General features: G+C 68.1%; 19 protein-coding genes and 2 pseudogenes. 14 read left to right on the plus strand and 7 right to left on the minus strand.

All coding sequences use genetic code 11. The annotated features are described in order from the left end of the window. Positions 1 to 36 precede the first annotated feature (36 nt). From AC1RJ9_RS19800 to AC1RJ9_RS19820, 5 genes are read left to right on the plus strand one after another with little or no spacing between them, the layout of a single operon-like run. Positions 37 to 474: an HIT family protein gene (locus AC1RJ9_RS19800; RefSeq protein WP_492839586.1), complete on the plus strand. Its 438-nt coding sequence runs from the start codon at positions 37 to 39 to the stop codon at positions 472 to 474. Beyond that, positions 471 to 1,691: an LptF/LptG family permease gene (locus AC1RJ9_RS19805; protein ID WP_492839584.1), complete on the plus strand. Its 1,221-nt coding sequence runs from the start codon at positions 471 to 473 to the stop codon at positions 1,689 to 1,691. The genes AC1RJ9_RS19800 and AC1RJ9_RS19805 overlap by 4 nt, the downstream gene beginning before the upstream one ends. Further along, positions 1,688 to 2,749 carry an LptF/LptG family permease gene (locus tag AC1RJ9_RS19810; protein ID WP_492839583.1) on the plus strand — a complete coding sequence of 354 codons (1,062 nt, stop codon included), beginning with the start codon at positions 1,688 to 1,690 and terminating at the stop codon, positions 2,747 to 2,749. The genes AC1RJ9_RS19805 and AC1RJ9_RS19810 overlap by 4 nt, the downstream gene beginning before the upstream one ends. Then, entirely contained in the window at positions 2,749 to 3,903 is a 1,155-nt protein-coding gene (gene bcerS / locus AC1RJ9_RS19815) for a ceramide synthase (protein WP_492839582.1), read from the plus strand. The genes AC1RJ9_RS19810 and bcerS overlap by 1 nt, the downstream gene beginning before the upstream one ends. Beyond that, positions 3,807 to 4,661, plus strand: coding sequence for a nucleotidyltransferase family protein (locus AC1RJ9_RS19820; protein WP_492839581.1), 855 nt, complete (start codon positions 3,807 to 3,809; stop codon positions 4,659 to 4,661). Before bcerS ends, AC1RJ9_RS19820 begins: the two co-directional genes overlap by 97 nt. 103 nt (positions 4,662 to 4,764) lie before the next feature. Here AC1RJ9_RS19820 and AC1RJ9_RS19825 read toward each other — a convergent pair whose 3' ends face one another. After that, positions 4,765 to 5,529, minus strand: a complete 765-nt coding sequence (locus tag AC1RJ9_RS19825) for a phosphocholine cytidylyltransferase family protein (RefSeq protein ID WP_492839580.1) — start codon at positions 5,527 to 5,529, stop codon at positions 4,765 to 4,767. 355 nt (positions 5,530 to 5,884) lie between these two features. Between AC1RJ9_RS19825 and AC1RJ9_RS19830 the strand changes: the two genes are divergently transcribed. Both AC1RJ9_RS19830 and AC1RJ9_RS19835 read left to right on the plus strand, forming a co-directional pair. Further along, positions 5,885 to 7,087 carry a glycosyltransferase family 4 protein gene (locus AC1RJ9_RS19830; RefSeq protein ID WP_492839579.1) on the plus strand — a complete coding sequence of 401 codons (1,203 nt, stop codon included), beginning with the start codon at positions 5,885 to 5,887 and terminating at the stop codon, positions 7,085 to 7,087. Between the two features lie 53 nt (positions 7,088 to 7,140). After that, on the plus strand, positions 7,141 to 8,082 hold the full coding sequence (locus tag AC1RJ9_RS19835) for a flippase-like domain-containing protein (protein WP_492839577.1): 942 nt from the start codon (positions 7,141 to 7,143) through the stop codon (positions 8,080 to 8,082). Here AC1RJ9_RS19835 and AC1RJ9_RS19840 read toward each other — a convergent pair. The 4 genes and pseudogenes from AC1RJ9_RS19840 to AC1RJ9_RS19855 all read right to left on the minus strand — a co-directional run bounded on the left by AC1RJ9_RS19840 (position 8,079) and on the right by AC1RJ9_RS19855 (position 11,564). Continuing rightward, on the minus strand, positions 8,079 to 8,669 hold the full coding sequence (locus tag AC1RJ9_RS19840) for a response regulator transcription factor (RefSeq protein ID WP_492839576.1): 591 nt from the start codon (positions 8,667 to 8,669) through the stop codon (positions 8,079 to 8,081). The genes AC1RJ9_RS19835 and AC1RJ9_RS19840 overlap by 4 nt on opposite strands. Continuing rightward, the gene (locus tag AC1RJ9_RS19845; protein ID WP_492870917.1) at positions 8,666 to 9,796 is read right to left on the minus strand and encodes a sensor histidine kinase; all 1,131 of its coding nucleotides are present in this window, start codon (positions 9,794 to 9,796) and stop codon (positions 8,666 to 8,668) included. The genes AC1RJ9_RS19840 and AC1RJ9_RS19845 overlap by 4 nt, the downstream gene beginning before the upstream one ends. Positions 9,797 to 9,828: 32 nt before the next feature. After that, positions 9,829 to 10,567, minus strand: a pseudogene (locus tag AC1RJ9_RS19850) (ABC transporter permease). 1 nt (position 10,568) lies between these two features. Next, positions 10,569 to 11,564: an ABC transporter ATP-binding protein gene (locus AC1RJ9_RS19855; protein ID WP_492839575.1), complete on the minus strand. Its 996-nt coding sequence runs from the start codon at positions 11,562 to 11,564 to the stop codon at positions 10,569 to 10,571. Between the two features lie 124 nt (positions 11,565 to 11,688). On the opposite strand from AC1RJ9_RS19855, the gene AC1RJ9_RS19860 reads away from it, so the two are divergent. Both AC1RJ9_RS19860 and AC1RJ9_RS19865 read left to right on the plus strand, forming a co-directional pair. Continuing rightward, entirely contained in the window at positions 11,689 to 13,998 is a 2,310-nt protein-coding gene (locus tag AC1RJ9_RS19860) for an acyl-CoA dehydrogenase (protein WP_492839573.1), read from the plus strand. Between the two features lie 62 nt (positions 13,999 to 14,060). Beyond that, positions 14,061 to 15,008, plus strand: coding sequence for a UDP-glucuronic acid decarboxylase family protein (locus AC1RJ9_RS19865; RefSeq protein ID WP_492839572.1), 948 nt, complete (start codon positions 14,061 to 14,063; stop codon positions 15,006 to 15,008). On the opposite strand, the gene AC1RJ9_RS19870 is transcribed toward AC1RJ9_RS19865, so the two are convergent. Next, a complete protein-coding gene (locus tag AC1RJ9_RS19870; RefSeq protein ID WP_492839570.1) occupies positions 15,005 to 16,066 on the minus strand; it encodes a sterol desaturase family protein in 1,062 nt (353 codons plus the stop codon). The two genes, AC1RJ9_RS19865 and AC1RJ9_RS19870, sit on opposite strands and share 4 nt — an antisense overlap. Before the next feature lie 143 nt (positions 16,067 to 16,209). On the opposite strand from AC1RJ9_RS19870, the gene AC1RJ9_RS19875 reads away from it, so the two are divergent. From AC1RJ9_RS19875 to AC1RJ9_RS19890, 4 genes and pseudogenes are all read left to right on the plus strand, one after another. Beyond that, positions 16,210 to 18,195: a TonB-dependent receptor gene (locus AC1RJ9_RS19875; protein ID WP_492839569.1), complete on the plus strand. Its 1,986-nt coding sequence runs from the start codon at positions 16,210 to 16,212 to the stop codon at positions 18,193 to 18,195. An 83-nt stretch (positions 18,196 to 18,278) separates the two neighbouring features. Continuing rightward, positions 18,279 to 20,720: a M1 family metallopeptidase gene (locus tag AC1RJ9_RS19880; protein WP_492839568.1), complete on the plus strand. Its 2,442-nt coding sequence runs from the start codon at positions 18,279 to 18,281 to the stop codon at positions 20,718 to 20,720. Next, complete coding sequence (locus tag AC1RJ9_RS19885) at positions 20,717 to 21,241, plus strand: DUF6702 family protein (RefSeq protein WP_492839567.1); 525 nt, start codon at positions 20,717 to 20,719, stop codon at positions 21,239 to 21,241. The genes AC1RJ9_RS19880 and AC1RJ9_RS19885 overlap by 4 nt, the downstream gene beginning before the upstream one ends. Before the next feature lie 96 nt (positions 21,242 to 21,337). After that, a pseudogene (locus AC1RJ9_RS19890) lies at positions 21,338 to 23,114 on the plus strand (TonB-dependent receptor plug domain-containing protein). 59 nt (positions 23,115 to 23,173) lie between these two features. On the opposite strand, the gene AC1RJ9_RS19895 reads toward AC1RJ9_RS19890, so the two are convergent. Next, a complete protein-coding gene (locus AC1RJ9_RS19895; protein ID WP_492839566.1) occupies positions 23,174 to 24,580 on the minus strand; it encodes a helix-turn-helix domain-containing protein in 1,407 nt (468 codons plus the stop codon). 196 nt (positions 24,581 to 24,776) lie between these two features. Between AC1RJ9_RS19895 and AC1RJ9_RS19900 the strand changes: the two genes are divergently transcribed. Beyond that, positions 24,777 to 24,928, plus strand: a 152-nt coding sequence (locus AC1RJ9_RS19900) for a carboxyl transferase domain-containing protein (RefSeq protein ID WP_492839691.1), incomplete at its 3' end; no start/stop codon positions are given.

The following is a 24,928-nucleotide window of genomic DNA, read 5'->3' on the forward strand; positions in this document are numbered from 1 at the left end:
TCACGGGCGACATCAGCCTGAAGTTCCGGCTTTCTCATGACCAATCCCACAGCTCTGGCGTTCGGCTACCCCGGCTCCAAGATCGCGGAGACCGATCACTGGCTGATTCTGGTCCGTCCGAAGCAACCGACATTTGGGTCTTTGGTCCTGGTGTGCAAGGAAACGGTCCGGGCGTTCTCCGAGGTGAGTCCCGCCGCCTTCGCCGACCTGCAAGTCGCCGTGGCCGGCATTGAGCGCCTTCTGAAGGCGCAAGTCGACTACGAGAAGATCAACTACCTGATGCTGATGATGGTCGACAAGGACGTCCACTTCCACGTGCTGCCCCGCTACGAGGGCGCGCGCTCGTATGAGGGACAGAGCTTCCCCGACGCCGGCTGGCCCGCCGCCCCGGACCTTGGAACCGCCGTGGCGCTTTCGAGCGAGGGCGTCGAGCGCCTGGCGCAACGCTTCGCCGAGGCTTGGGTCCAAGCGTGAGCGCCAAGGCATTGACCATCGGCCCCTTGAGCCTGATCGACCGTTACCTGCTGCGCCTGCTGTTCTGGCCGCTGGTCGGCTGCCTGGGCGTCACGGTCGTGGCCCTGCTGCTGGAGCGCGTCCTGCGCCTGCTGGACTCGCTGTCCCAGAGCAGCGCTCGCTTCGGCTATGTCGCCCAGCTGGCCGCCAACCTGGTGCCGCACTATCTCGGCCTGGCCCTGCCGGTCGCGTTCTTCGTGGCCCTGTTCATCGTCATCACCAAGCTGTCGGACGGCTCGGAGATCGACGCCCTGCTGGCCAGCGGCCAGTCGCTGGAGCGCATCGCCGCGCCGTTCCTGGCCGTTGGCCTGTTCCTCAGCGTCTTCAGCCTGATCGTGTTCGGCTACATGCAGCCCTACAGCCGCTACGCCTACCGCGCGGTGATGCACGCGGCGATCAACGCCGGCTGGAACGGACGCCTGGCGGGCGGGGCCTTCATCGACGACAAGGGCTCGCTGATGACCGCCGACAGCGCCGACGTCGCCGGCCAGCGCCTGACGCGGGTCTTCATCCGCCGCCTGGACGCGCGCGGTCAGGAAGAGATCATTACCGCCGCCCAGGCCGACCTGAAGATGGATCCGGGCGGCAAGACCATCACCATGGACCTGAAGGACGGCCGCCGTATCGCGCGTGACTCCGCTGGCGACTACCGCAACCTGGCTTTCAGCAGCCTGACCACCCAGACCCCCTTGAGCGCCGCGGCGGTGCTGCTGCGGGCGCGCGGCGGCGACGAGCGCGAACTGACGCTGGGCGAGCTCTACCGACAGTCCAAACTGCCCAATCCGATCGTTCCCAAGGCCACGCTGCTGAGCGAACTCTATGGCCGCCTGGCCCGCGCGGCGTTCCTGCCGTTCCTGCCGATGCTGGCCTTCCCACTTGGCCTCGCCTCCAAGCGCGGCAATCGCGCCCCGGGGCTGATCATGGCGGGCGTCCTGCTGCTGGCCTTCCAGCACTCGCTGCTGCTGGGCCAGAGCATGGCCTCGTCCGGTAGGCTACCGTCCATCCCGGCCATCTGGGTTCCGTTCGCGATCTTCGCCGGACTGGGCGTCTGGCTGTTCATGGGTAGCCGCACCCGCCCTGGCGACACGCCGGTCTCGCGCACCGTGCGCCGCATCAACAAGCTGGTCACGCGCGTCGTCCGCCTCCTGCCCCTGCCGAAGAAACGACAAGCCGCATGATGCTGCAGCTCTACGTCCTGAAGACGGTCGCCACCCGGATCCTCGGCGCGGCCCTTATCCTGATGTCCATCCTGCAGATCCTGGACCTGCTGGACGTGACCAACGACATTCTCGACCGGGGCCTGGGCATGGCGGGCGTGGCCTACTACGCCTTCATGCGCCTGCCGCGCCTGTTCGAGCAGATCGCCCCGATCGCCGTGCTGGCCGGCGGCCTGTTCGCCTTCTCGCAGCTGGCCCGCGAAAGCGCGATCGTCGCCATGCGCGCCACCGGCGTCTCGGGCTACCGCATCATCGGCATGGCCATGCCCGCGGCCATCTTCGTGATGCTGCTGGACGCCCTGTGCGGCCAGTACCTGGCGCCTCGCGCCGATCCCGCCCTGGCCGACTGGTGGAAGAACACGACCCCCGTGGCGGAACGCAAGGTCCCCGCCCCGCGCACCTTCCGCGCGGGGTCCGACCTGGTCATCGGGGCCACGGCCACCGCCGACGGCCGCGAGATCGACAATGTCACCATCTTCCGCCGCGACCCCAAAGGTATCCTGATCGAGAAGGTCGAGGCCCAGAAGGCCCTCTACGCCAATGATCGCTGGACGCTGGAACAGCCGAAGACCACCCGTTTCTCCGGTGACCTGGCCCAGGCTTCGACCGCCGCCTCGACCACCTGGCCCGCCGCGCTGAAGCCGCGCGACGTCCAGAGCCTGTTCGGCGACGACGCCGTGCCCACCGCCGCCTCCGCCAAGCGGGCCCTGCAAAACGGCGGCTCGGACCGGCCCGAGAGCTTCTACCGCACCCACTTCCACGCGGCCTTCGCCGGCCCGTTCGTGGCCCTGGTCATGCTGCTGCTCAGCGCGCCCGTGGCGCTGGCCAACTTCCGCAGCGGCCAGGGGGCGGTGCTGCTGACCACCGGCCTGGGCGCCGGACTCTTCTTCCTGGTGGCCAACGGCATGCTGACCGCCCTGGGCGAGTCCGGCGCGCTGGACCCGTTCCTGGCCGTCTGGGCCGCTCCCGCGATCTTCGGCGCCCTCGCCATCCGCACATTCCTGGCCCTGGAGGGGTGATGCCTTTCGACTCCGCGAACGCCGACCTCACGGTCATCCCGGTCAAGACGCCGCAGGAGCTTAAGCGCTTCATCGCCCTGCCCGCCCGCCTGAACGCCAAGGATCCCAACTGGATCACCCCGCTGTTCATGGAGCGCACCGAGGCCCTGACGCCGAAGACCAACCCCTTCTTCGCCCACGCCGAGGTCCAGCTGTTCCTGGCGACGCGCGGCGGCCGCGACGTGGGCCGGATCAGCGCCCAGATCGACCATCTGACGCCTCAGCCGACGCCGGGCCGCCTGGACGGCCATTTCGGCATGATCGCCGCCGAGGACGATGGGGCGGTGTTCCAGGTGCTGTTCCGCGCCGCCGAGGACTGGCTGCGCGCGCGCGGCCGCACTCATGTGGTCGGCCCGTTCAACCTGTCGATCAACGAAGAGGTCGGCCTGCTGGTCGAGGGCTTCGACACCCCGCCAATGATCCTGATGGGCCACGACCCGGTCTATGCCGGCAAGCGGGTCGAGGAACAGGGCTACGCCAAGGCCCAGGACCTGTTCGCCTACAAAGCCGATGAGAACGGCGACATCCCCGAGATCGCCCAGCGCCGGCTCAAGCGCGGTCTGCCCGCCGGCGTCGTGCTGCGCCAGCTGGACATGAAGCGCTATGACGCGGAGGTCCAGACGCTGACGGACATCCTCAACGACGCCTGGTCGGACAACTGGGGCTTCACTCCCACCACCGAGGCCGAAACCGCCCAGCTGGGCAAGGCGCTCAAGCAGGTGATCGACAAGCGCCTGATCTGGTTCGCCGAAATCGACGGCGAAGCCGCCGGCGTCGTGGTCTTCCTGCCCAACGTCAACGAAGCCATCGCCGATCTTGGCGGCAAGCTGCTGCCGTTCGGCTGGGCCAAGCTCTTGTGGCGACTGAAGGTCAAGGGCGTGAAGTCGGCGCGCATCCCGCTGATGGGCGTGAAGAAGAAGTTCTCCAGCACCCAGCGCGGCCGCATGCTGCCGTTCTGGATGATGAAGGCCAGCCGCGATACGGCGATGAGCCTGGGCTACAATCGCTACGAGATCTCGTGGGTGCTGGAGGCCAACAAGGCCATGACCCACATCGCCGAGAACGTGGGCGGTACGCACTACAAGACCTATCGCGTCTACGAGAAGGCGCTGTGAGCGCGACCGGCTTCAAGGTCCTCATCCTGGCCGGTTCGCGCGGCGGCGAGGTCGATCCCGTCGCCGCCTACGCCGGCGTCCGCCACAAGGCCCTGATCACGCTGGAGGGCAAGACCCTGCTCAGCCGCGTGCTGGGCGCCATCGAGGCCGCCGGTCCCGAGCGCGTCGGCGTCGCGGCCAATGACGAGGCGATCAAGACGGCCTTGGCGGACGCCAGGGTCGTTGTGCTTCCCACCGCCTCGGGCCCCAGCCAGAGCGTCGAGAACGCCGCGAAAGAACTGGGCTTTCCGCTGGTGGTGACCACGGTCGACCACGCCCTGCTCAAGCCCGAGTGGATCACCCAGTTCCTGGCCGACACGCCCGACTGGGCCGACGTCGCCGTGCTGCTGGCCCCCGAAGACCGCGTGCGGGCCGCCGCGCCGCGGACCAAGCGGACCTATCTGCGCTTTCAGGACGGCCGCTATTCGGGCTGCAACCTCTTCCTGCTGCGCAACGAGAACGCCCTCAACGTCGTCCATGTCTGGCGCAAGGTCGAGGCGCTGCGCAAGCAGCCCTGGAAGATCGCCGCCATGCTGGGGCCCAGCTTCCTGATCCGTTACCTGCTGAACTGGCTGACCCTGGACGAGGCCGTGCTGAAGCTAGGCAAGCTGGCCAAGGTCAAGGCCGCCGCCGTGCGCGCCCACGACGGCCTGGCGGCGGTCGATGTCGACAAGCCGTCGGATCTGGATCTCGTGCGCGAACTGGTGGGCGAAACCTGAACAGCGAAACCTCGCCCTTCGACAAGCTCAGGGTGAGGTTTCTAATGAACCGCCGCAGGAAGTAGTCCTCATCCTGAGCTTGTCGAAGGCGAGGACGGCGCCCTCAGACCACTTCGGCTTCCTTCGCCGCCCACTCGGCGGTCAGGGCGCGATTGCGCACGAGGTCTTCGGGGAAGTCCATCTCGGCCCACTCCAGGCCCTGGATCGAGCGCACGCGAACCACATCGTGGGCCTGGGCGATCTCGTTGATGACGCTGAGGTACCAGCGCTTCAGGCCTTCCGGCTTGCGCATGATCTTTTCCAGCGTCTCGATGAACAGGGCCGAGCCCTCTGCGTCGAAGCGCAGGAAGCCGATTGATTCCGCGTCGTACGCGGTGATGGTCTTGCCGATGGCGCGCAGGGCGTCGCCCTCTGTCAGCACCTTCATGTCGTCGCTGTCGTAGACGCCGTCGGCCTTGCGATCGACCGTCACGGTGATCGGGGCGGCCGGCGCGCTGATCAGACGCTCGGCGATGGCCGGCTCGAACAGGGTGTCGCCATTGAGGATCATGAACGGCCCGCCGCGCATCTCCTCGCGCGCCAGCCAGCAGGTCGCGAGGTTGTCGGTGACGCTGTAGAAGGGGTTGTAGAGCGTGCGAACGCTCATGCCCGGAAACCGCAGGCGCGCGACCTCGGCCTCGACCAGATCGGCGCGGAAGCCCGTGACGACCACCGCCTCGGTCACGCCCGCCTGATGCAGGTGGCGCAGCTGCCATTCCAGCACCGTACGGCCGGCCAGCTCGACCAGGCACTTGGGCCGGTCGTCGGTCAGGGGCGACAGGCGCTTGCCCTGACCGGCGCTGAGAATGAGGGTCTTGACCGGCTGCATGACGTTTCGGGATCTCGCTGGAAATCGGGGCGGCTTGGCCCCTCTAGGAATCGCTGGACCGCCCACCTCGCGGCCACGGGCGCATAACTGAGCACGAACCGGCCTCACGGCAAGTCCGAGCGGACCGCCAAAAGCGGGTCATGGCGTCGCGGCGCAAGCCCCCGCGCGCGTTTTTCCATGACCGCGCCCCCAAGGACACGCCTTAGGGGGTGTAACCCAGACGCTACAGTGAACCGACCGTGCACGGAAAAGGACGTCCTTCCCCCCTTCCGGAAACTGAACCATTCCACCATATGCCCATTGTCATACTCGGAGACGGGCGGGGGCCTCGGGGGATGTAACCAACGGAGGCGTCGTGCTGCTCGCGGAAAGACCTTTTCATCAGCCCGCAGAGGAAAATTCCGCCGAAGGCCTGCGTCTGGCGTTGTTTTCCGGGAACTACAATTACACGCGCGACGGCTCGAACCAGGCGCTCAATCGCCTGTCCGCCTACCTGATACGCCACGGCGCCGAGGTTCGCGTCTATTCGCCCACCACCGACACGCCAGCGTTCGAGCCGGCCGGTGAACTGGTGTCCGCGCCGTCGATCGCGATCCCGGGTCGCGGCGAGTATCGGCTGGCGCTGGGCCTGAACCGCGCGCTGCGCGCCGACCTGGCCGACTTCCGCCCGACCGCCGTCCACCTGTCCGCGCCCGACCTCCTGGGCAATCAGGCCGGCAAGTGGGGCCGCAAGATGGGTCTGCCCGTGGTGGCCAGCCTGCACACCCGGTTCGAGACCTACCTGTCGTACTACGGCCTCGATTGGCTGCGGCCTAGCGCCGAGCGCTATCTGGACAGGTTCTATCGCGGCTGCGACCGCGTGTTGGCCCCCAACGCCCCGATCGCCGAGCTGCTGCGCGAACAAGGCCTGGGCGAGCGCGTGCGCGTCTGGGGCCGCGGCGTCGACCGCGAACGCTTCTCGCCGGTCAAGCGCGACCTGAACTGGCGCCGTTCGATGGGTATCGATGACAACGAGATCGTCGTGGCGTTCCTGGGCCGTCTGGTCATGGAGAAGGGCCTGGACGTCCTCTGCGAGACGTTCGTCCGCCTGCGCGGCCAGCCGATCCGCGCCCTGATCATCGGCGAGGGTCCCGCCCGCGCCTTCGTGGAGGAGCGCCTGCCCGAGGCCATCCTGACCGGTCACCTGGACGGCGCCGACCTGGGCCGCGCGGTGTCCAGCGCCGACATCCTGTTCAACCCCAGCCTGACCGAAGCCTTCGGCAACGCCAGCCTGGAGGGCATGGCCGCGGGCCTGGCCGTGGTCTGCCCGCGCGCGCCCAGCACCAGCGCCCTGATCACCGACGGCCAGGACGGCGTACTGGCCGCCGGCGCCGACGCGCAGGCCTATGCCGCGGCGATCGAGAGCCTGATCTCCGAACCCCTGCGCCGTGTGCGCCTGGGCCGCGCCGCCCGCCGGTCCAGCGCTCGCTACGACTGGAACACCATCTGCGGCGAGGTGCTGGACGTCTATCGCGAGCTGGGCGTGACCGCCGACCGACGGGCGCGCTCGGCCGCATGACGATGGATCCGGAGGGGCCAGCGAAACGCAGACCTTCGCTCTGGCGGGGCTGGTTGCTGACGATCGGCGTCGCCCTGCTGGCGATCCTGCTGGCCACGCACGGCGTCGGCGCGGTTCGCGAGATCCTGGGCCAGGTTGGCTGGCAGGCGGTGATCGTCATCGCCGCCCACCTGCCCGTGACATTCCTGGCCACGGTCAGTTGGCAGGTCCTGCTGCCGCCCGATCGCCGCCCGCCCCTGACCTTTCTGTTTCGCGTCCGCCTGATCAAGGAGGCGGTCAACGCCCTTCTCCCGGTCGCCCAGGTCGGCGGCGACGTCGTGCGGGCCAAGCTGTCGGCCCGCAACGGCCTGACCCTGGCCGAGGCCACCGCGAGCTGCGTCGTCGACGTGCTGGCCGGCACGGTGGGTCTGGTGCTGTTCGTCCTGGCCAGCCTGCTCGTGGCCATCGCCACGCTGCACGACCCACGCCTGGCGCAAGCCGGCCTGACCCTGGTCGCCATCGTCGTCGGCGTCGTGCTGACCGCCTATCTGGCCCACAAGGCCGGCCTGCACCGACGCCTGGGTCAATTCTCGCAACGCTGGACCGCCATCGCCGGCCGGGCCGGCGAGCTGGGCGAGGCCTTCCGCCTCATCGGCCGCCAGCGCGGAAACCTGTTCGCCTCCTGGGCCTGGCACATGGCCGCCTGGCTCGCCGGCGCGTTCGAGACCTATGTCTCGATGTGGGCCCTGGGCCTCAATCCCACCCTGCTTCAGGCCCTGATTGTCGAGGGCCTCGCCCAGACGGCCAAGGTCGTCGGCTTCGCCATCCCCGGGGCGCTGGGCGTGCAGGAAGGCGGCTACCTGCTGTTGGGCGGCGCGCTGGGTCTGACGCCCGACCAGGCCCTGGCCCTTTCGCTGCTGCGCCGCCTGCGCGAGCTGACGCTGGGCGTGATCGGCCTGGTGCTGTGGCGCACGACCCGAGCGCCGGCGGCCGAACCCGAGCCCGTGACCGCCTAGAGCCAGCCGTTGGAGCGCGCGATCCGGCCGGCCTCGACTCGGTTGGCCGCGCCCAGCTTCTGGGCCGCCTCAGACAGGTAGTTGCGCACCGTGCCAGGCGAGACGATATCCTTGTTCGAACGCCCCTCCTCGGCCAGACGCAGGATCTCGCGCTCGCGGTCGGTCAGCGGATCGGGCTGGGCGTCCCACACCGCCTCGGACAGCTCCAGCGCGATGGCGCGGCCGCCGGCGGCGACGGTGCGGACGGCGGCGGCCAGCACGCTGCTGGGGCCGTCCTTGAGGAGGTAGCCCTTCACCCCCGCTTCCATGGCCCGGCGCAGATAGCCCGGCCGGCCGAAGGTGGTGACGATCAGCACCCGGGTCGTCGATCCCTCGGCCTTCAGTCGGGCGGCGACGTCGATCCCGGTCAGGCCGGGCATCTCGATGTCGGAGATCAGCACGTCCGGCTTCTCGGCCCTGACCATCTCCAGGGCGACGGCGCCGTCGGGCGCGCGGCCCACGACCTGGATGTCGCCTTCCATCTCGAGCAAAGCGCTGAGAGCGCCCAGCACCATCTTCTGGTCTTCGGCGATGACGACGCGGATCACGAGACGGTCTCCCCATTGGCGTTGCTCAGGGGCGCGGTGGCCACGAGACGGGTCCCGGTCCTGCCGGATTTGATGTCCAGCGCCCCGCCGATGGCCGCCAGGCGGGCGCGCATGCCCTTCAGGCCCGAACCCTCGACCAGCCGGCCGCCACCCGGACCATCGTCGGCGATGGTGAGCGTCAGCGCCTTAGCGCTGGGCGCCAGCGTGATGTCGCAACGCTTGGCGCCGGCGTGGCGGATGACGTTGGTCACCCCTTCGCGCAGAGCCATGGCCAGCACGGTCTCCTGCGCTGGAAAGCCGTCGGTGGTCAGGGCCGAGATCTCGGCCTGGATGTCGGCGGCGGCCAACGCCTGGCGGGCCTTGTCGATCTCGAACGCCAGGGAGGCGCCTCTCATGCCGACCACCGCCGTGCGAACTTCGGAGAGGGCCTCGCGAGCGGCGGCGGCGACGGCCTGCATCTCGCGCTCGGCGGCCTCGGCGTCCCGGCTGACCAGGCGGGCGGCCAGCTCGGCCTTCACGGCGACCAGGGTCAGGGTGTGGCCCAAGAGGTCGTGCAGGTCGCGGGAGATCCGTTCGCGTTCGGCCGTCGTGGCCAGGGCCCGGACCTCCTCGTGGGCGACGGCCAGTTCCTGGTTCTTCCGCTCGACATCCATCTGCATGAGGGTGGCGAAGCCGGTGATCGCGCCGAACAACAAGCCCGAAGCCCAGATCGGCCAGACGTGGCGGTAGAAGACCAGCCCGACCGCCAGCAGCACGATCTCCAGGGCGAGCATCACCCGGATCGACATCCGCCGCGACGGCAGGCGCGAGGCGAACGACGTCGCGTAGATCGTGTAGACGCTCCAGCCCGCGTTAAAGGGCGAAAGGACCATGCCCACCGCGTATATCGCCAGCACCTGCCACAGCACCGGGCGGCCCCGGTTGTTCCAGATCGCCCAGAACAGGCCGATAAAGACCAGCAGCCCCCCGAGCGAGGCGACCAGCTCCAGCGTATCCGGCGGGTGGTTGAGCCAGGAGATGAAGTAGAACGGCAGGTAGGAGAGGAAGATCAGGCTTCCGTTCCGCCGCATCCCGACCCCGGCGGTCGCCGCCGGGGTCGCATCCTTGCCTCGCGTTCCCTGATCCATGGCGGCGATGTCGCGCGGCGGGCTCGTCACGGTCAAGCCGATTGCCGCCGCCAGCCCGCCCAGGCCCCGACCATGGCGGCGATGCTGGATCGCGGCCAGGATCGAGAGGTGGTGCGGAACGTTCGCCATCGGCTGCATGCCCGACAACATCTGCGACAGCTGTCCCAAGTGATAGGACGGCGTGACCTCGGCGATGTCGCCGGCCCACCTCGGCATGATGCTGAGCGGAACCCAAAGGCCCCCGAACAGGCTGAAGCTGAGGAACAGCAGATTGGCCACGGCGGTGGCGCCTTGCGAGCCGAACCGCAGGCCGATGTTCAGTCCGATCAGGGCGAACGGGATGGCCGAGGCCAGGCCCAGGCCCAAGGTCGCGGCCCAGCGCCACGGGACCATCGTCACGCCCCCGAACCAGGCCAGCGCGCCGAGCAGGCCGATCGAGACACCCACCAGCACCAGGGCGGCGATCAGGCGGCCGGCCAGGTAACCCCCGGCAGGCAACGGCGCGATCTGCTTCAGCTCGATCAGCCTGGCCTCGCGCTCGGCGGCGACGGCGGCGCCGAAACCGAACATGGCCGGGGCGATGGCGGCGAAGATCACATAGTTGGCCAGCATCACGTGGGCGATCTCCTCGCGCCCCTTGCTGAGACCAAGGCCCATCACGCCGTAGAACAGCAGCGGCAGGGCCACGCTGGGGATGATGAACTGCGGCGTGCGCCAGGTGGAGACGATCTGGGCGCGGGCTTCACGGATGTAGACGAGCAGGGTGTGCATCTCAGGCGACCTCAGTTTGGCCAAGGGGGGCTTGATGGTTGGCAGCAGGCGCGCCGGCCTGCACGAGACGGGTGACGGCGTCCTCCAACGAGGCGCCGGCGACGGTCAGGTCATCGACGGTTTCGTCACGCGCCAGCAGCTCGCGCAGCGTGGCGGGCGCCGAGGTGGTCAGCAGCGTGACCCTGCTGCCATCGCGGCTGACGCCGGTGACGCGGGCCAGAGCCGACAATTCGGCGTCCGACAGGCGGGTGCGGCAGCGGATGGCGACGCCGGAGACCTGGCTCTTGATCGCTTCGGGCGAGCCGTCGGCGATGACCTGGCCGAGGTCGATGACCACGATGCGATCGGCCAGGGCTTCGGCCTCGTCCAGGTGGTGGGTGGTCAGCAGCACGGCCGCGCCCCGGGCGATCTCGGCGCGGACGGCGGTCCACAGGCCGCGACGGGCGTCGATGTCCATGCCAGTGGTCGGTTCGTCCAGCACCAGGAAGTCCGGGCGGCCGGCGATGGCCAGGGCGAACTGCACGCGACGCTGCTGGCCGCCAGACAGCGCGCCGCAGCGGCGACGCTCCAGGCCTTCGAGGCCGGCCAGGCGCAGGGTCTCGTCCAGCGGGCGGGGCTTGCGATAGTAGCCCCGGAACAGGTCGACCTGCTCGCGGACGGTCAGGGTGCGCGGCAGCCCGGCCTCCTGCAGCATGACGCCCATGCGGCCCCGGGCGGCGACGTCGCGCGGATCGCCGCCGAACAGGCTGGCTGTCCCGCCATCGGGGCGCAGGCGGCCGGTCAGCAGGGCGACGCTGGTGCTCTTGCCGGCCCCGTTGGGCCCGAGCAGCGCGACGCACTGACCAGGACGGATGTCGAGATCCAGGCCGTTCAGGGCCAGGACGGCGCCGCGACGCTTGACCGCCTGGCGCAGCATCGCGATCGGTTCGGAAGGTCTGGGTGACATGGGTGGCTCCCTCGTTGTGAGGCCACCATGCCGCCGGCCGAGGCGGTCCATCAGTGCCGCGCGTCACGGGCGCCACATGACAAACGTCACCCTTAAGTCATCCAGGGCCAGGTTTTCGCGGAGCCCCCTCGCCGCGCTCGCGTTTTCACAGCGCGAGTATCCGTGAGGCAGCGTCATGACCACCTCTTCCTTCCGTCGGGACACCATCACCCGACCGATCTACCAGTGGGCCAAGGGCGTGCTGCCCGCCCTGTCGGAAACCGAGCGCGACGCGATCGAGGCCGGCGACACCTGGTGGGACGCGGCGCTGTTCACCGGCGATCCGGACTGGAACGAACTCCTCTCGTACCCCAAGCCGACGCTCAACCCCGAGGAGCAGGCGTTCTTCGACGGGCCGGTCAACGCCCTGTGCGCCATGCTCGACGACTGGCGCATGACCTGGGAAACGCGCGATCTGCCGCCCGAGGTCTGGGACTTCCTGAAGCGCGAGAAGTTCTTCGGCATGATCATCCCGAAGGTATTCGGGGGCCTGGGCTTCTCGGCCTTTGGCCATGCCGAGATCGTCCGCAAGATCGCCACCCGATCCACCTCGGCGGCAGTGACGGCGATGGTGCCCAACTCCCTGGGCCCGGGCGAACTTCTCGTGAAGTTCGGGACGAAGGACCAACAGGACTACTGGCTGCCACGCCTGGCCGACGGGCGCGAGGTGCCCGCCTTCGGCCTGACCAGCCCCGAGGCCGGCTCCGACGCCGGCGCCATGGTCGACGAGGGCGTGGTCGTTCGCGGAACGTGGAAGGGCGAGAACGTCCTGGGCGTCCGCCTGAACTGGCACAAGCGCTACATCACCCTCGGCCCCGTCTGCACGGTTCTGGGCCTGGCCTTCAAGCTGCGCGACCCCGACCGCCTGCTGGGTGGGGAAGAGGACATCGGCATCACCTGCGCTCTTGTGCCCACGGACACGCCTGGGGTCCGCATCGGCCGTCGCCATCTGCCGGCTTTCCAGACCTTCCAGAACGGTCCGAACTGGGGCCAGGACGTCTTCATCCCGCTTGATCTGATCATCGGCGGGGCCGAGCGCGCCGGCCAGGGCTGGAAGATGCTGATGACCGCCCTGGCGGCTGGTCGCGGCATTTCCCTGCCCGCCATGGCTGGCGCGGCGGCGGCCTATAGCGCGCTCACCACCGGCGCCTATGCCCGCGTGCGCAGCCAGTTCGGCATCGCCATCGGCAAGTTCGAGGGCGTGCAGGAGCGCCTGGCCCGCATCGCCGGCAACGCCTACCTGGTCGACGGCGCGCGGCGGCTGACCTGCGCCGGCCTGGACCTCGGCAAGCACCCGTCGGTGATCTCGGCGATGATGAAGTCGGGCGCGACCGAGCGGATGCGCGTCGTGGTCAACGACGCCATGGACGTCCACGGCGGTAAGGCGATCATGGAGGGCCCGCGCAACTACATGGGCAGCCAGTACCGCGCCCTGCCGGTCGGCATCACGGTCGAGGGCGCCAATATCCTGACCCGCAGCCTGATGGTGTTCGGCCAGGGCGCGATACGAGCCCATCCCTACATGCTGAAGGAGATCCTGGCCCTTGGCGATCGGGACGAGGCCAGGGGCCTCGCGCAATTCGACGAGACCTTCTGGAAGCACGTCGTGCACGCCTTGCGCAACGGCCTGCGCGCCACCGCCCGCGCCTGGACCGACGGCGCCCTGGCGCCCGCGCCGGACGCCGGCCGCACCGCCCGCTTCTATCGCAAGCTGGGCCGCTACAGCGCCGCCTTCGCCCTGACCTCGGACATCGCCTTGCTGACCCTGGGCGGCGAGCTGAAGCGCAAGGAGATGCTGTCGGCGCGGTTGGGCGACATTCTCTCCGAGATGTACTTCCTGTCCGGCGCCCTGAAACGCTGGGAGGACGATGGCCGGCCGGACGCGGATTTCCCGCTGCTGCAATGGTGCGCCGAGACGGCCTTCGCCACGATCGAGCAACGGCTGGACGAGGTGTTCGCCAACCTGCCCAACCGCTTGGCCGGCTGGCTGCTGCGCGCGGCGGTGCTGCCGTTCGGCGCGCGTCGTCGCGGTCCGTCGGACCATGTCACCCGCGCCTGCGCCGACCTGATCCTGCATCCGTCCGCCACCCGCGACCGTCTGGTCGAAGGCGTCTATGTCGGCGGCAAGGACGAGGCGATCGGCCAGCTGATCGACGCCTTCGAGCGCGTGGTGGCCACCCAGCGGATCCATGACCGGCTGAAGGACCAGGGCGTGCGCCACTGGAAGGACGGCCTGGCCAAGAACCTGCTGACGCCCGACGAGATCGCGGCTCTCGACGCCGCCGATCAGGCGGTGGCCGCCGTGGTCGCGGTCGACGACTTCGCGCCCGAGCAGATCTCGCCCCGTCCAGCGGAAACGGCCCAGCCCGCCAAGCGACCCAAGCCGATCGCCGAGCCCTCCGTCGTCACCGAACCGCGCTCGTTCGGCGAGGGCTCGACGGCCTAGAAACCCGAGCGGTACAACGTCAGGAACGACTCTCCTTGAGTCCCTGAAAGGTCGGCCGGTCCATGCATGCGCAGAGAATCCTGGTGACCGGCGGCGCCGGCTTCGTCGGCTCGCATCTGTGTGACCGGCTGCTGGAGACCGGGGCCGAAGTGCTCTGCGTGGACAACTACTACACCGGCTCGCGCCAGAACGTGGCCCAGAACCTGACCAACCCGCGCTTCGAACTGCTGCGCCACGACGTGACCATGCCACTCTATGTCGAGGTCGACCAGATCTACAACCTGGCCTGCCCGGCCAGCCCCGTGCACTATCAGTTCGACCCCGTCCAGACGACCAAGACCAGTGTCCACGGGGCCATCAACATGCTGGGCCTGGCCAAGCGGGTGAAGGCCAAGATCCTGCAGGCTTCGACCTCGGAAGTGTACGGCGACCCCAGCATCCACCCGCAGGTCGAGAGCTACTGGGGCAACGTCAATCCGATCGGCATCCGCTCGTGCTACGACGAGGGCAAGCGCTGCGCCGAGACCCTGTTCTTCGACTACTGGCGCCAGCATCGGCTGCGCATCAAGGTGGCGCGGATCTTCAATACCTATGGCCCGCGCATGCACCCCAACGATGGGCGCGTGGTGTCGAACTTCATCGTCCAGGCCTTGAAGGGCGAGGACATCACTCTCTATGGCGACGGCGCCCAGACGCGCTCGTTCTGCTATGTCGACGACCTGGTCGACGGCCTGATCCGCCTGATGAACACTGGCGACGAGGTGACCGGCCCGATCAACCTGGGCAACCCGGTCGAGTTCACGATGAGGCAGTTGGCGGAGTTGGTCGTGGAGCTCACGGGCAGCAAGTCGGACCTCGTCCACCGTCCCCTGCCCTCGGATGACCCGCGCCAGCGCCAGCCCGATATCACTCTGGCCAAGCAGGTGCTGGACTGGACCCCGACCGCCCCGCTGAAGGTCGGCCTGATGCGGACGATCGAATATTTCGACGGGCTGCTGAAGGCGGCTTAGCGCTTCCGGCCCAGCCAGCGGAGGTCGGCTTCCGGTCCGTCGTTGCGACCGCCGAACCAGCCCGTCCAGAAGTGGACGTAGTCTCGGAGCATATCGCGGGGCACGAAGAAGCCGTGGCTGTAGGGCGTGTCGACGCCGATCGCCAGCTTCGGGTCCGGCTTGTCCTCGTACCAACTGCCGAACAGGTGGTCCCAGATCGGTGCGATGCCGAAGTGGCCCGTGGGCCGGCTCATGTCCAGCTTGTGGTGCTCGCGGTGGTGGTTCGGCGACTGGACCAGCCAGCGGCCGATCCAGCCCCAGTCGGACTCGATCTTGGAGTGGATGATGAAGCCCAGGGCGACGACCAGCACATTGACGTAGATCATCACCTCGGCCGGCGCGCCCAGCATGGCCAGAGGCAGGTTGACGACGAAGGTGGCGGTGAAGGTCACCGGATGCTGGCGCACCGAGGTCACCACGCCGAAATCCTCGGCGGAGTGATGATAGCGGTGCAGCGGCCACATGAACTTGGTGTGGTCGATCCGATGGGTCCAGTAGTCGAAGAAGCTGTAGAGCGCGAGATAGAGCGGCAGTTGCAGCGCGAACGGCAGCGGCGGCGGGCCCAGGTTCACCCCCGTATGGGCGGCGATCGCATCATGCAGCCAAGCCCCCGAGATCATCGAGGCGCCCAGCATCAGCACCCGGCCGACGATGTCGAGCACGTGGCCCTGCCCGAGGATGAAGACCGCCAGGTCGGTGTTCAGCGACGGCGTGCGGGCGAACAGCAGTTGGCGTAGTGAGCTGTCGCGCCAGCCGACCACCACGCATTCGATCCACAGCGCCGTCGGCAGCAGCAGAAAGACCAGGAAGACATTGTTCAGATGGTCGTGAACCGACGCCGTATGCAGCGTCTTGCCCAGGATCGTCAGGCTCAGTTCGGCGGGGATCAGGCGCAGCGACAGCCACCAGGCCGCGCCCGCGACGGCGGCATAGACGACGAAGCCCGCGACCAGCGCGGCGCGGCCCAGGCCTTGAGGCGCCGGGACGTCGACGCCGATCTCGGCGGCGGCTTGCAACACTGCAGGTTTCAAATGTCCCGCTCCCCTGGACTTTCAGGCGGCCATTCATGCCGCGGCGCCGTTAAAACTTGGTGTGGCGGGCAAGGTTCGGTCGAAGTCGGGCGGAACTTGTCCAAAGCGTCTCGCTCGCCTAACAGCCGGGCATGATCCGTTCCGCGTTTCTGATCGCCCTGCTCTCCGCCGCCTCGACGCCGGTTCTCGCCCAAGCCCAGGAGGTCGAGGCGATCTCGGTCTGGGGTCGCCGCGCCAACGACTTCGGCCGCGCGACGTCGGCCAGCGAGGGCCGCATCGCCTACGCCGACTTCGCCGTGCGGCCGCTGCTGCGTCCGGGCGAGCTGATCGAGGCCGTACCGGGCCTGGCCGCGACCCAACACTCGGGCGCGGGCAAGGCCAACCAGTATTTCCTCCGCGGTTTCAATCTTGACCACGGCACGGACCTCTCGGCCTCGCTGGACGGCGTGCCGCTGAACCTGCCTAGCCACGGGCACGGCCAGGGCTATCTCGACCTCAATGTCCTGACGCCGGAGTTCGTGCACGACATCGGCTTCAAGAAGGGTCCCTACTCGGCCGAGAACGGCGACTTCGCCACCGCCGGCGCCGTCGCCTTCGAGACCGCCGACCACCTGCACGGCGATGGCCTGCAGGCCTGGGTCGGCGAGAACGACTATTACCGCGCCGTCGGCTCCAAGGCTCTGAGCCAGAACGTGCTGGTCGCAGCAGACGTCTCGACCGCGCGCGGCGCCTGGTCGACGCCGGAGGACCTGAAGAAGATCAACCTCCTGGGCCGCGCCCTGGTCGGAGGCTGGTCGATCACCGCCCTGGCCTACGACGCCGACTGGAACGCCACCGATCAGATCCCGCGCCGCGCGGTCAAGGATGGGCGGTTGGGCTATCTCGACGCGGTCGACAAGACCGACGGCGGGAACACCTCGCGCTACATCCTGTCGGCCCGCCGCCGCGACCTGCTGCGCGGCCTGGACAGCGTGGTCTATGTCCAGCGCTACAAACTCGATCTCTATTCGAACTTCACCTACTTCCTCGACGACCCGGTCCATGGCGACCAGTTCGAGCAGGTCGATCAGCGCTGGATCTATGGCGGGTCGCTGACCAAGCGCTGGACGCTGAGCGACGGCTGGAGCGCCCGCACCGGCGTCTCGGCCCGCGTCGACGACATCGGCAAGGTCGGCCTCTACCGCACCACCGCCCGCGTGCGTCGCGAGACCGTGCGCCAGGACGCCCTCACTGAGTGGTCGACGGCGCTGTGGGGCGAGGCCTCCAAGTCCTTCGGCAAGCTGGACGCCACCTTCGGCCTGCGCGCCGACGCCATGGGCGCGGACGTCAAGGCCGGCGATCCACGCAACGCCGGCGACGTCAGCGACCTGCTGGTCAGCCCCAAGCTGGCCCTGGCCTGGCGCCTTTCGAAGACCTTCGAGCTCTACGTCGACGCCGGACGCGGCTTCCACTCCAACGACGCGCGCGGGGCGGTGATCACGGTCGATCCGGTTACCGGCGATCCGGCCGAGCGGGCGCCGCTGCTGTCGCCGTCGGACGGCGCGGAGCTTGGCCTGCGCTGGAAGCACGACGGCCTGACCCTGACGGCGGCGGCCTGGGCGCTGCACGTCGATTCCGAGCTGGTCTATGTCGGTGACGCCGGCTTCACCGAGGCCGCCGGCGCGACCCGGCGCGAGGGCGTCGAACTTCTCGCCGATTGGCGGCCGACCGCGCGCCTGAATCTGACGGCGTCCTATGCCGGAACCCACGCCCGCTTCACGAATGGCGAGCGCATCCCCAACGCCGCCAGTTCGGTGCAGAGCGCGGGCGCGAGCTGGAAGCTGGGCCGGGCCTCGACCGTCTCTCTGACCTGGCGCCGCCTCGGCGCCGCGCCGCTGATCGAGGACAATTCCGTGCGCTCGCGGCCTACCGGCCTGGTCAATGCGCTGTTCGTTCAGGATTTTGGCAAGGCCAGCCTGATGGTCGAGGTTCTGAACCTGACCAACAGCAGGAAGGACGACATTGCCTATTCGTACGCCTCGCGCCTGCCCGGTGAGACGGCCGACGGCGTGGACGACGTCCATTTCCACCCAGTGGAGCCCCGTGCGGTGCGGGCCGGCGTCAAGATAAATTTCTGATACAATCACGCGAAAATGGGGTGATTTTCGCCTGAGCCCTGGCAAGTTCCCTGCGGGGTTTTGTCAGGGTTCTGAGGGGCTGAATGTCTAAGCGTTCTATTCGCTACGTCGTGGCTGGCGTGCTCGCCGCCGCGCTCGCGTCCACGTCGTTCGTTTCTGGCGCTCACGCCGACGCCATCAAGCAGACCAAGGCGCCGTTCGACGACAAGTTCCGCCAGCTCGAGGGCGAGGACTGGCCATCGCCGACCGACTACCGCAACGCCGCGGGCGCGCCGGGCTATCGCTACTGGCAGCAGAAGGTCGACTACGACGTCGCCGTTCACCTGAACGAAGACACCAAGCTGCTGACCGGCAAGGAAACGATCAACTACAAGAACAACTCTCCGGACAACCTGCCCTATCTGTGGCTGTTGCTGGACCAGGACTATAAGCGCGACTCGATCAGCAAGCTCACCGAGACCGTCTCGGGCGACTCCATCAGCCTGGGCCAGGTGCGCCGCATTCAGCGCATGAAGGACTGGGAAGGCGGTTTCACCATCAAGTCGGTGAAGGACGCGTCGGGCCGTCCGCTGAAGTTCACCGTCGTCGACACGCTGCTGCGCGTCGACCTGCCCACCGCCGTGCGCGGCAATGGCGGCGAGACCAAGATCACCATCGAGTGGTCGCTGCCGATGGTCGAGAACAAGGTCGTCGGCGGCCGCAGCGGCTATGAGTGCTTCACCGGCAAGGGCGAGGACGGCAACTGCATCTACGAGGGCGCCCAGTGGTTCCCGCGTCTGGCCGTCTATTCGGACTATGAAGGCTGGCACAACAAGGCCTTCCTGGGCTCTGGCGAATTCACGCTCGAGTTCGGCGACTACCGCGTCGCCCTGACCGTGCCGTCCGACCACGTGGTCTCGGCCACGGGCGTGCTGCAGAACCCGGCCGCCGTGCTCAGCCCCGCCCAGCGCGACCGCCTGACCAAGGCCCGCACCGCCGCCGAGCCGGTCTATGTCGTCACCCCCGAGGAGGCCCTGGCCGCCGAGAAGGGCAAGGCCACGACCGAGAAGACCTGGGTGTTCTCGGCGACCAACGTCCGCGACTTCGGCTGGGCCAGCTCGCGCAAGTTCGTCTGGGACGCCCTGGGCGTGAAGCAGGAAGGCGACGCCGCCCATCCGGTGGTCATGGCCATGTCGTTCTTCCCGAAGGAAGCCCGCCCGCTGTGGGACGCCTATTCGACCAAGTCGATCGCCCACACCCTGAAGGTCTATTCGGACTTCACCTTCTCCTACCCCTATCCGGTGGCCCAGTCGGTCAACGGCCCGGTCGGCGGGATGGAGTATCCGATGATCTCCTTCAACGGCCCGCGGCCGACGAAGGACAAGAAGACCGGCGCCCTGACCTATACCGAGCGCGCCAAGTACGGCCTGATCGGCGTGGTCATTCACGAAGTCGGCCACAACTACTTCCCGATGATCGTCAATTCGGACGAGCGTCAGTGGACCTGGATGGACGAGGGCCTCAACAGCTTCCTCGAGTTCCAGGCCGAGGTGCAATGGGACAAGAAGTTCCCGTCGCGGCGCGGCGAACCCAAGGACATCGTCGAGTACATGGTCAGCCAGGACCAGGTGCCGCTGATGACCCAGTCGGACTCGGTGATCCAGTTCGGCCCGAACGGCTATTCCAAGCCCGCCACCGCCCTGGTCATCCTGCGCGAGACGGTCATGGGCCGCGAGCTCTTCGACCGCGCGTTCAAGGAATACGCCACCCGCTGGCGCTTCAAGCACCCGACGCCGTACGACTTCTTCCGCACGATGGAAGAGTCGTCGGGCATCGATCTCGACTGGTTCTGGCGCGGCTGGTTCTACTCGACCGACCACGTCGACATCTCGCTGGACAAGATCGTCAAGGCCCGCCTCGACAGCGGCGATCCGGACGCCGAGGCCGCCGTCCGCAAGACCCGCCAGGGCACGGAGCCGGAATCGCGCACGGCCGCCAACAACAAGGCGCCGACGGTCATCGATCGCGACCCCAAGGTTCGCGACTTCTACGATCAGACCGACGAGTTCACCGTGTTCGACAGCGCCCGCAAGAAGGCCAAGTCGGCCCGCGAGGACATGACCCCGGAAGAGCTGGCCGCCCAGGACTTCAAGGACAACCTCTACCGCTTCACCTTCCGCAACATCGGCGGCCTGGTGATGCCGGTGATCCTGAAGATGGACTTCACCGACGGCACGACGGAGACGGTCCGCATCCCGGCCGAGATCTGGCGCAAGAGCTCCAAGCAGGTCACGTGGCAATACGTGTCCGGCAAGGAGCTGAAGGGCGCCGAGCTCGACCCGCTGTGGGAAACCGCCGACGCCGACCGCGGCAACAACGTCTATGACGGCGCCATCACGCCGACGACGCTGAAGATCATGAAGTTCCCCGAGATGGGCAACCGCATGAAGGACGCCAATCTGAAGGTCGAGCCCGGTGGCCTCGCCACCTTCCCGGCCCCCGATCCGAAGAAGGACGGCGACAAGAAGGACGAAGGTCCGAAGTGATCGCGCGCGCGGTCGCCCTTATCGCGGCGGCGGGCCTCGCGCTCGCCCCGCTCCCGGCGGCCGCGCATCGCGGCCACGGCGCGCTGAGCGTCGTGGAGATCGACGCCAAGACCGGCGCGGTCAGGGTCAGCCATCGGATTCCGGCGCACGACGCCGAACCGGCCCTGGCCCTGATCGCCCCGGACGCCCAGGCCAGCCTCGACGATCCCGAGGCGATCGCGGCGCTGAAGACCTACATGCTGCGCACCTTCGCGGTGGCGGTGAACGACGCTCCGGTCGACCTCGTCCTGAAGGACATGACCCTGGGCGCGGACGAAGTGCGTTTCGAATATGCCGGCAAGATCGCGCCGGCCGACATCGCCGCGGCCGTGACCGTCAAGGCCGCGATGTTCGCCGACGTCTATGGCGATGAAGCCAACCAGGTGAACATCCGCCGCCTCGGCGTGACCCGCACCCTGGTGTTCAACGGCGCCGAAGCCGCCCTCCCCCAGACGCTGGACGCGGTCGACGCGGCCAACTGAGGCCCGACATGACAAACGTCACCTCGCGCGCCTGACGCGCGGCACTGCAACGCTTTGAGTCGTTCCGGCAGGGTCCTCGCAACAGAGGAAACTTCCATGACCTTCACGACCCGCCGCGCCGCCCTTCTGGCCGCCACGGGCTTGGCCGCGATCAGCGCTTCCGCGCTGACGACCGGCGCCTTCGCCCAGACTCCATCCACGGCGACGACGCCCGCCCCGGCCAAGAAGGAGCAGTCCACCCAGGTCCAGGGCGTGACCATCACCGGCCCCTCGGCCCAGGACATCAAGACCGCGATCGACCGCCGCAGCTACAGCCTGGGCAAGGACCTGCAGGCGACCACCGGCTCGGTCGCCGACGTGCTGCGCAACGTCCCCTCGGTGCAGGTCGACGTGCAGGGCAATGTCAGCCTGCGCGGCGACCCCAATGTCACCATCATGATCGACGGCAAGCCGTCCGGCATGTTCCGGGGCGACAATCGCGGCCAGGTGCTGCAGCAGATCCCCGCCAGCCAGTTCGAGCGGGTCGAGGTCATGACCAACCCCTCTGCCGCCTTCAGTCCCGAGGGCTCGGCCGGGATCATCAACCTGATCACCAAGCAACAGCGCGGCGTCGGTACGACCGGCTCGGTCCGCACCAACATGGGCGCCGAAGGCCGCAAGAACGCCAGCATCAGCCTGGCCCGCAACACCAAGCGGCTGACCCTCTCGGCCGACGCCGGCTGGCGTCGCGACAAGGCCAAGGGCGGCATCCAGGACGATCGCTCGCGCCTGGATCCCGCCACCGGCCGCTATGCCGACAGCCGCCAGAAGGTCGGCTTCAACAGCCACGGCCAGTCGCATAACGCCCGCGCCGGCGTCGACTACGACCTCGACAAGCAGACCCGCCTCAGCGCCGAGGCCCGCTACAACGACACGTCCTATAGCTCCAAGGCTGGCTCGTCCTACGAGGGCAAGGACATCAACGGCGTTCCCAATGTCCGTTACCAGCGCCTCAGCGACGGCAAGATGAAGAAGTCGGTGGCCGGCCTGTCAGGCGACTTGCGCCACAAGTTCTCCGGCGACGAGCACGCGTTCACCCTGCACACCAGCGTCGAGCGCACCCGTGACCGCCAGCTCACCGACGTCAACGGCTTCAACCAGCTGCCGACGGTCTCGAACTATGTCGAGCATGTCAGCATCGGCGACGAACTGGTCCAGAGTCGCCTGAAGGCCGAGTACAAGCGCCCCCTGCCCGGCGGCGCCAAGCTGACAGCCGGCTACGAACTGCAGGTCGACAACAACGACTACCTGCGCGCCTATCCCTCGCTGCACATGCAGTACAAGCTCGACGACACCCGCCAGGTCAACGCCAGCTACAGCCGCCGCATCCAGCGGCCGACGGCCCAGGACCTGAACCCTTATCGGATCTACCAGGACCCCTTAGCTACCGGCAGGGTGACCCGCGCCTGAAACCGCAGACCACGGACTCGTTCGAGGTCGGCTACCAGTTGCGGAAGGGCTACAACTACTATCAGGGCACGCTCTACTACCGCGAGGCTCGCGACGGCGTCACCGACGTGATCCGCGACATCGGCGACGGCGTGCTGCTGACCAGCAAGGCCAATCTGGCCAAGAGCCGCAGCGGCGGCCTGGAACTGGTCGCCAACGCCCGCCTGACGCCCAAGATCTCGTACACGATCAGCGGCAACGCCTTCTGGAACGAGATCGGCGCCACCGACCTCGGCTTTCCCGACAAGCGCTCGGCCTGGACCTGCGGGCCGTCTTCGTCGGCGTCACCTACAACTTCGGCGGAACCGGCGCCCCCGACCCGCGCCGACGCCGCGAACCGGCCTTCGACTTCCAGACCAACCCCGGCGGCGTCGGCCCGATGTAGGCCCATTGCTCGGCGACCGGCCCCGCGACAATCCCGTTGCGGCGGCCGGCCTCGTCCTCTCACTTCAGCGAAAAGGGCACCCAGCGGCGGTCGTTCTCAAGAACCTCGAAAGCCCGATCGACCGGCGGAAACGCCCGCTGTGGGCAATCGGTCCGCTCGCAGATCCGGCAACTGACGCCGATGGGCGCCGAGGGCCCCGTCAGATCCAGGCCGTCGGCATAGACCAGTTGGTCGGCGTACTGCGTCTCGCAACCCAGACCCAGGGCGTAGCGGCGATCGGCCTGCAGATAGGCGCCGGAAGACTTCACCACGCCCTTGGCGACGCAGACATAGCGCAGCCCGTCTGGCATCTCGGCCAACTGCACCATCCAGGCGTCGGGCCGGCTGAAGGCGTCGTGGACGTTCCACATCGGACAGGTCCCGCCGAAGCGGGCGAACTGGAAGCGGGTGGCGCTGTGGCGCTTGGTGATGTTGCCCGCCCGGTCCAGCCGCACGAAGTAGAACGGCACGCCCCGAGCGCCCGGCCGCTGCAGGGTGCTGAGCCGATGGAACACCTGCTCCAGGCTTGTCTGGAAGATCAGGCTCAGTTGTTCGATGTCGTGGCGCTCGCGCCGCGCGGCCTCGCGGAAGCGGCCATAGGGCAATAGCAGGGCGCCCGCGGCATAGTTCAGCAGCCCGGTGCGGCAGACCTGGGCGGCGCTCTCGCTGCGGAACGACGCGGCCTTCAGCTCGGCTTCGACGACATCCGCCAGGGTCATGGCCGCGATCTGATAGGCCATCTGGAAGCTGCGCGTCGCGGCCGGCTGCGCCGCGCCCAGGAGCAGCCGCCCCGTCTCCGGCTCGAACCGGCGCAGGAGGTCGAACTCACGCGAACGCTCCACCGTCACGCCCAGGCGCTGGGCCAGGTGACGCTCCAACGCTCGCTCGCCGTCGCCCTCCTCCAGGCCCAGCTCACCGGCCAGGACTTCGGCGGCGACATCCAGAGCGTGGACGTAGTTGTCCTTGTAGTGGAAGAAGTCGCGCACCTCCTCATAAGGAAGCTGGGCGCTGGCGGCGACGCGCTCGTCCAGCGACACGGCTTCCTCGGTCTGCTTCAGGCGCTCGTCCAGCTGTCTGTAGGCGCGGTGCAGCGCCAGATAGGTCCGCGCGAATTGCGGGGCGTTGGTCACGACCTGCTTGATCTCGCCCAGGCCTGGCGTGTCGCCGCCGCTGACGGGATCGGCGACCGCTTCGCGCAGGTCGGCGATCAGACGCTGATCATCGGCGGCGTCCAGGGCCGTGGCGTCAACCTCGAACACGCGCATGGCGTCGATCAGCACCCGCGCGGTGACCGGCCGCTGATTGGCTTCGATTTGAGAAAGATAGCTTGGCGACAGGCCCAGCCGGATGGCGCAAGCCTCCAGCGTCCAGGCCCGCGCCTGGCGCAGCAGCCTCAGCCGCGGACCGATGAAAAGCTTCTCACGCATCTTCGCAACTTTGCAATTTTGCAGAAATCGGCATCGCAGCCGATCCGACAATGCCCGAAACTATGAGGGTTAGTCTGGACGACTTTCTCAACTTCGCCAAATTGCGATGTGTGAATGGCGTTGCCATTCCGTCTTACCATGTCTGGATTCGCCTCCCCTCTAGGGGCGACCATCTTCTTTTTCCGGGGCGTGCGCGTTGCAGCAAATTCTCGAGGAACTCGACCGCCGTCGCGAGCAGGCCAGGGCCGGCGGCGGCGAGGCGCGGGTCGCGGCCCAGCACGCCAAGGGCAAGCTGACCGCTCGCGAGCGCATCGACCTGCTGCTGGACGAGGGCTCGTTCGAGGAGTT

Source organism: Caulobacter sp. GW822-FHT07D08 (assembly GCF_058798735.1).

Excerpts from the sequence above, each read along its gene's own strand:
- AC1RJ9_RS19855 (WP_492839575.1), bottom strand. The coding sequence starts at position 11,564 with ATGGACCGCCTCGGCCGGCGGCATGGTGGCCTCACAACGAGGGAGCCA.
- AC1RJ9_RS19810 (WP_492839583.1), top strand. The coding sequence starts at position 1,688 with ATGATGCTGCAGCTCTACGTCCTGAAGACGGTCGCCACCCGGATCCTC.
- AC1RJ9_RS19860 (WP_492839573.1), top strand. The coding sequence starts at position 11,689 with ATGACCACCTCTTCCTTCCGTCGGGACACCATCACCCGACCGATCTAC.
- bcerS (WP_492839582.1), top strand. The coding sequence starts at position 2,749 with ATGCCTTTCGACTCCGCGAACGCCGACCTCACGGTCATCCCGGTCAAG.
- AC1RJ9_RS19895 (WP_492839566.1), bottom strand. The coding sequence starts at position 24,580 with ATGCGTGAGAAGCTTTTCATCGGTCCGCGGCTGAGGCTGCTGCGCCAG.
- AC1RJ9_RS19880 (WP_492839568.1), top strand. The coding sequence starts at position 18,279 with ATGTCTAAGCGTTCTATTCGCTACGTCGTGGCTGGCGTGCTCGCCGCC.
- AC1RJ9_RS19800 (WP_492839586.1), top strand. The coding sequence starts at position 37 with ATGACCAATCCCACAGCTCTGGCGTTCGGCTACCCCGGCTCCAAGATC.
- AC1RJ9_RS19865 (WP_492839572.1), top strand. The coding sequence starts at position 14,061 with ATGCATGCGCAGAGAATCCTGGTGACCGGCGGCGCCGGCTTCGTCGGC.
- AC1RJ9_RS19875 (WP_492839569.1), top strand. The coding sequence starts at position 16,210 with ATGATCCGTTCCGCGTTTCTGATCGCCCTGCTCTCCGCCGCCTCGACG.
- AC1RJ9_RS19825 (WP_492839580.1), bottom strand. The coding sequence starts at position 5,529 with ATGCAGCCGGTCAAGACCCTCATTCTCAGCGCCGGTCAGGGCAAGCGC.
- AC1RJ9_RS19845 (WP_492870917.1), bottom strand. The coding sequence starts at position 9,796 with ATGGATCAGGGAACGCGAGGCAAGGATGCGACCCCGGCGGCGACCGCC.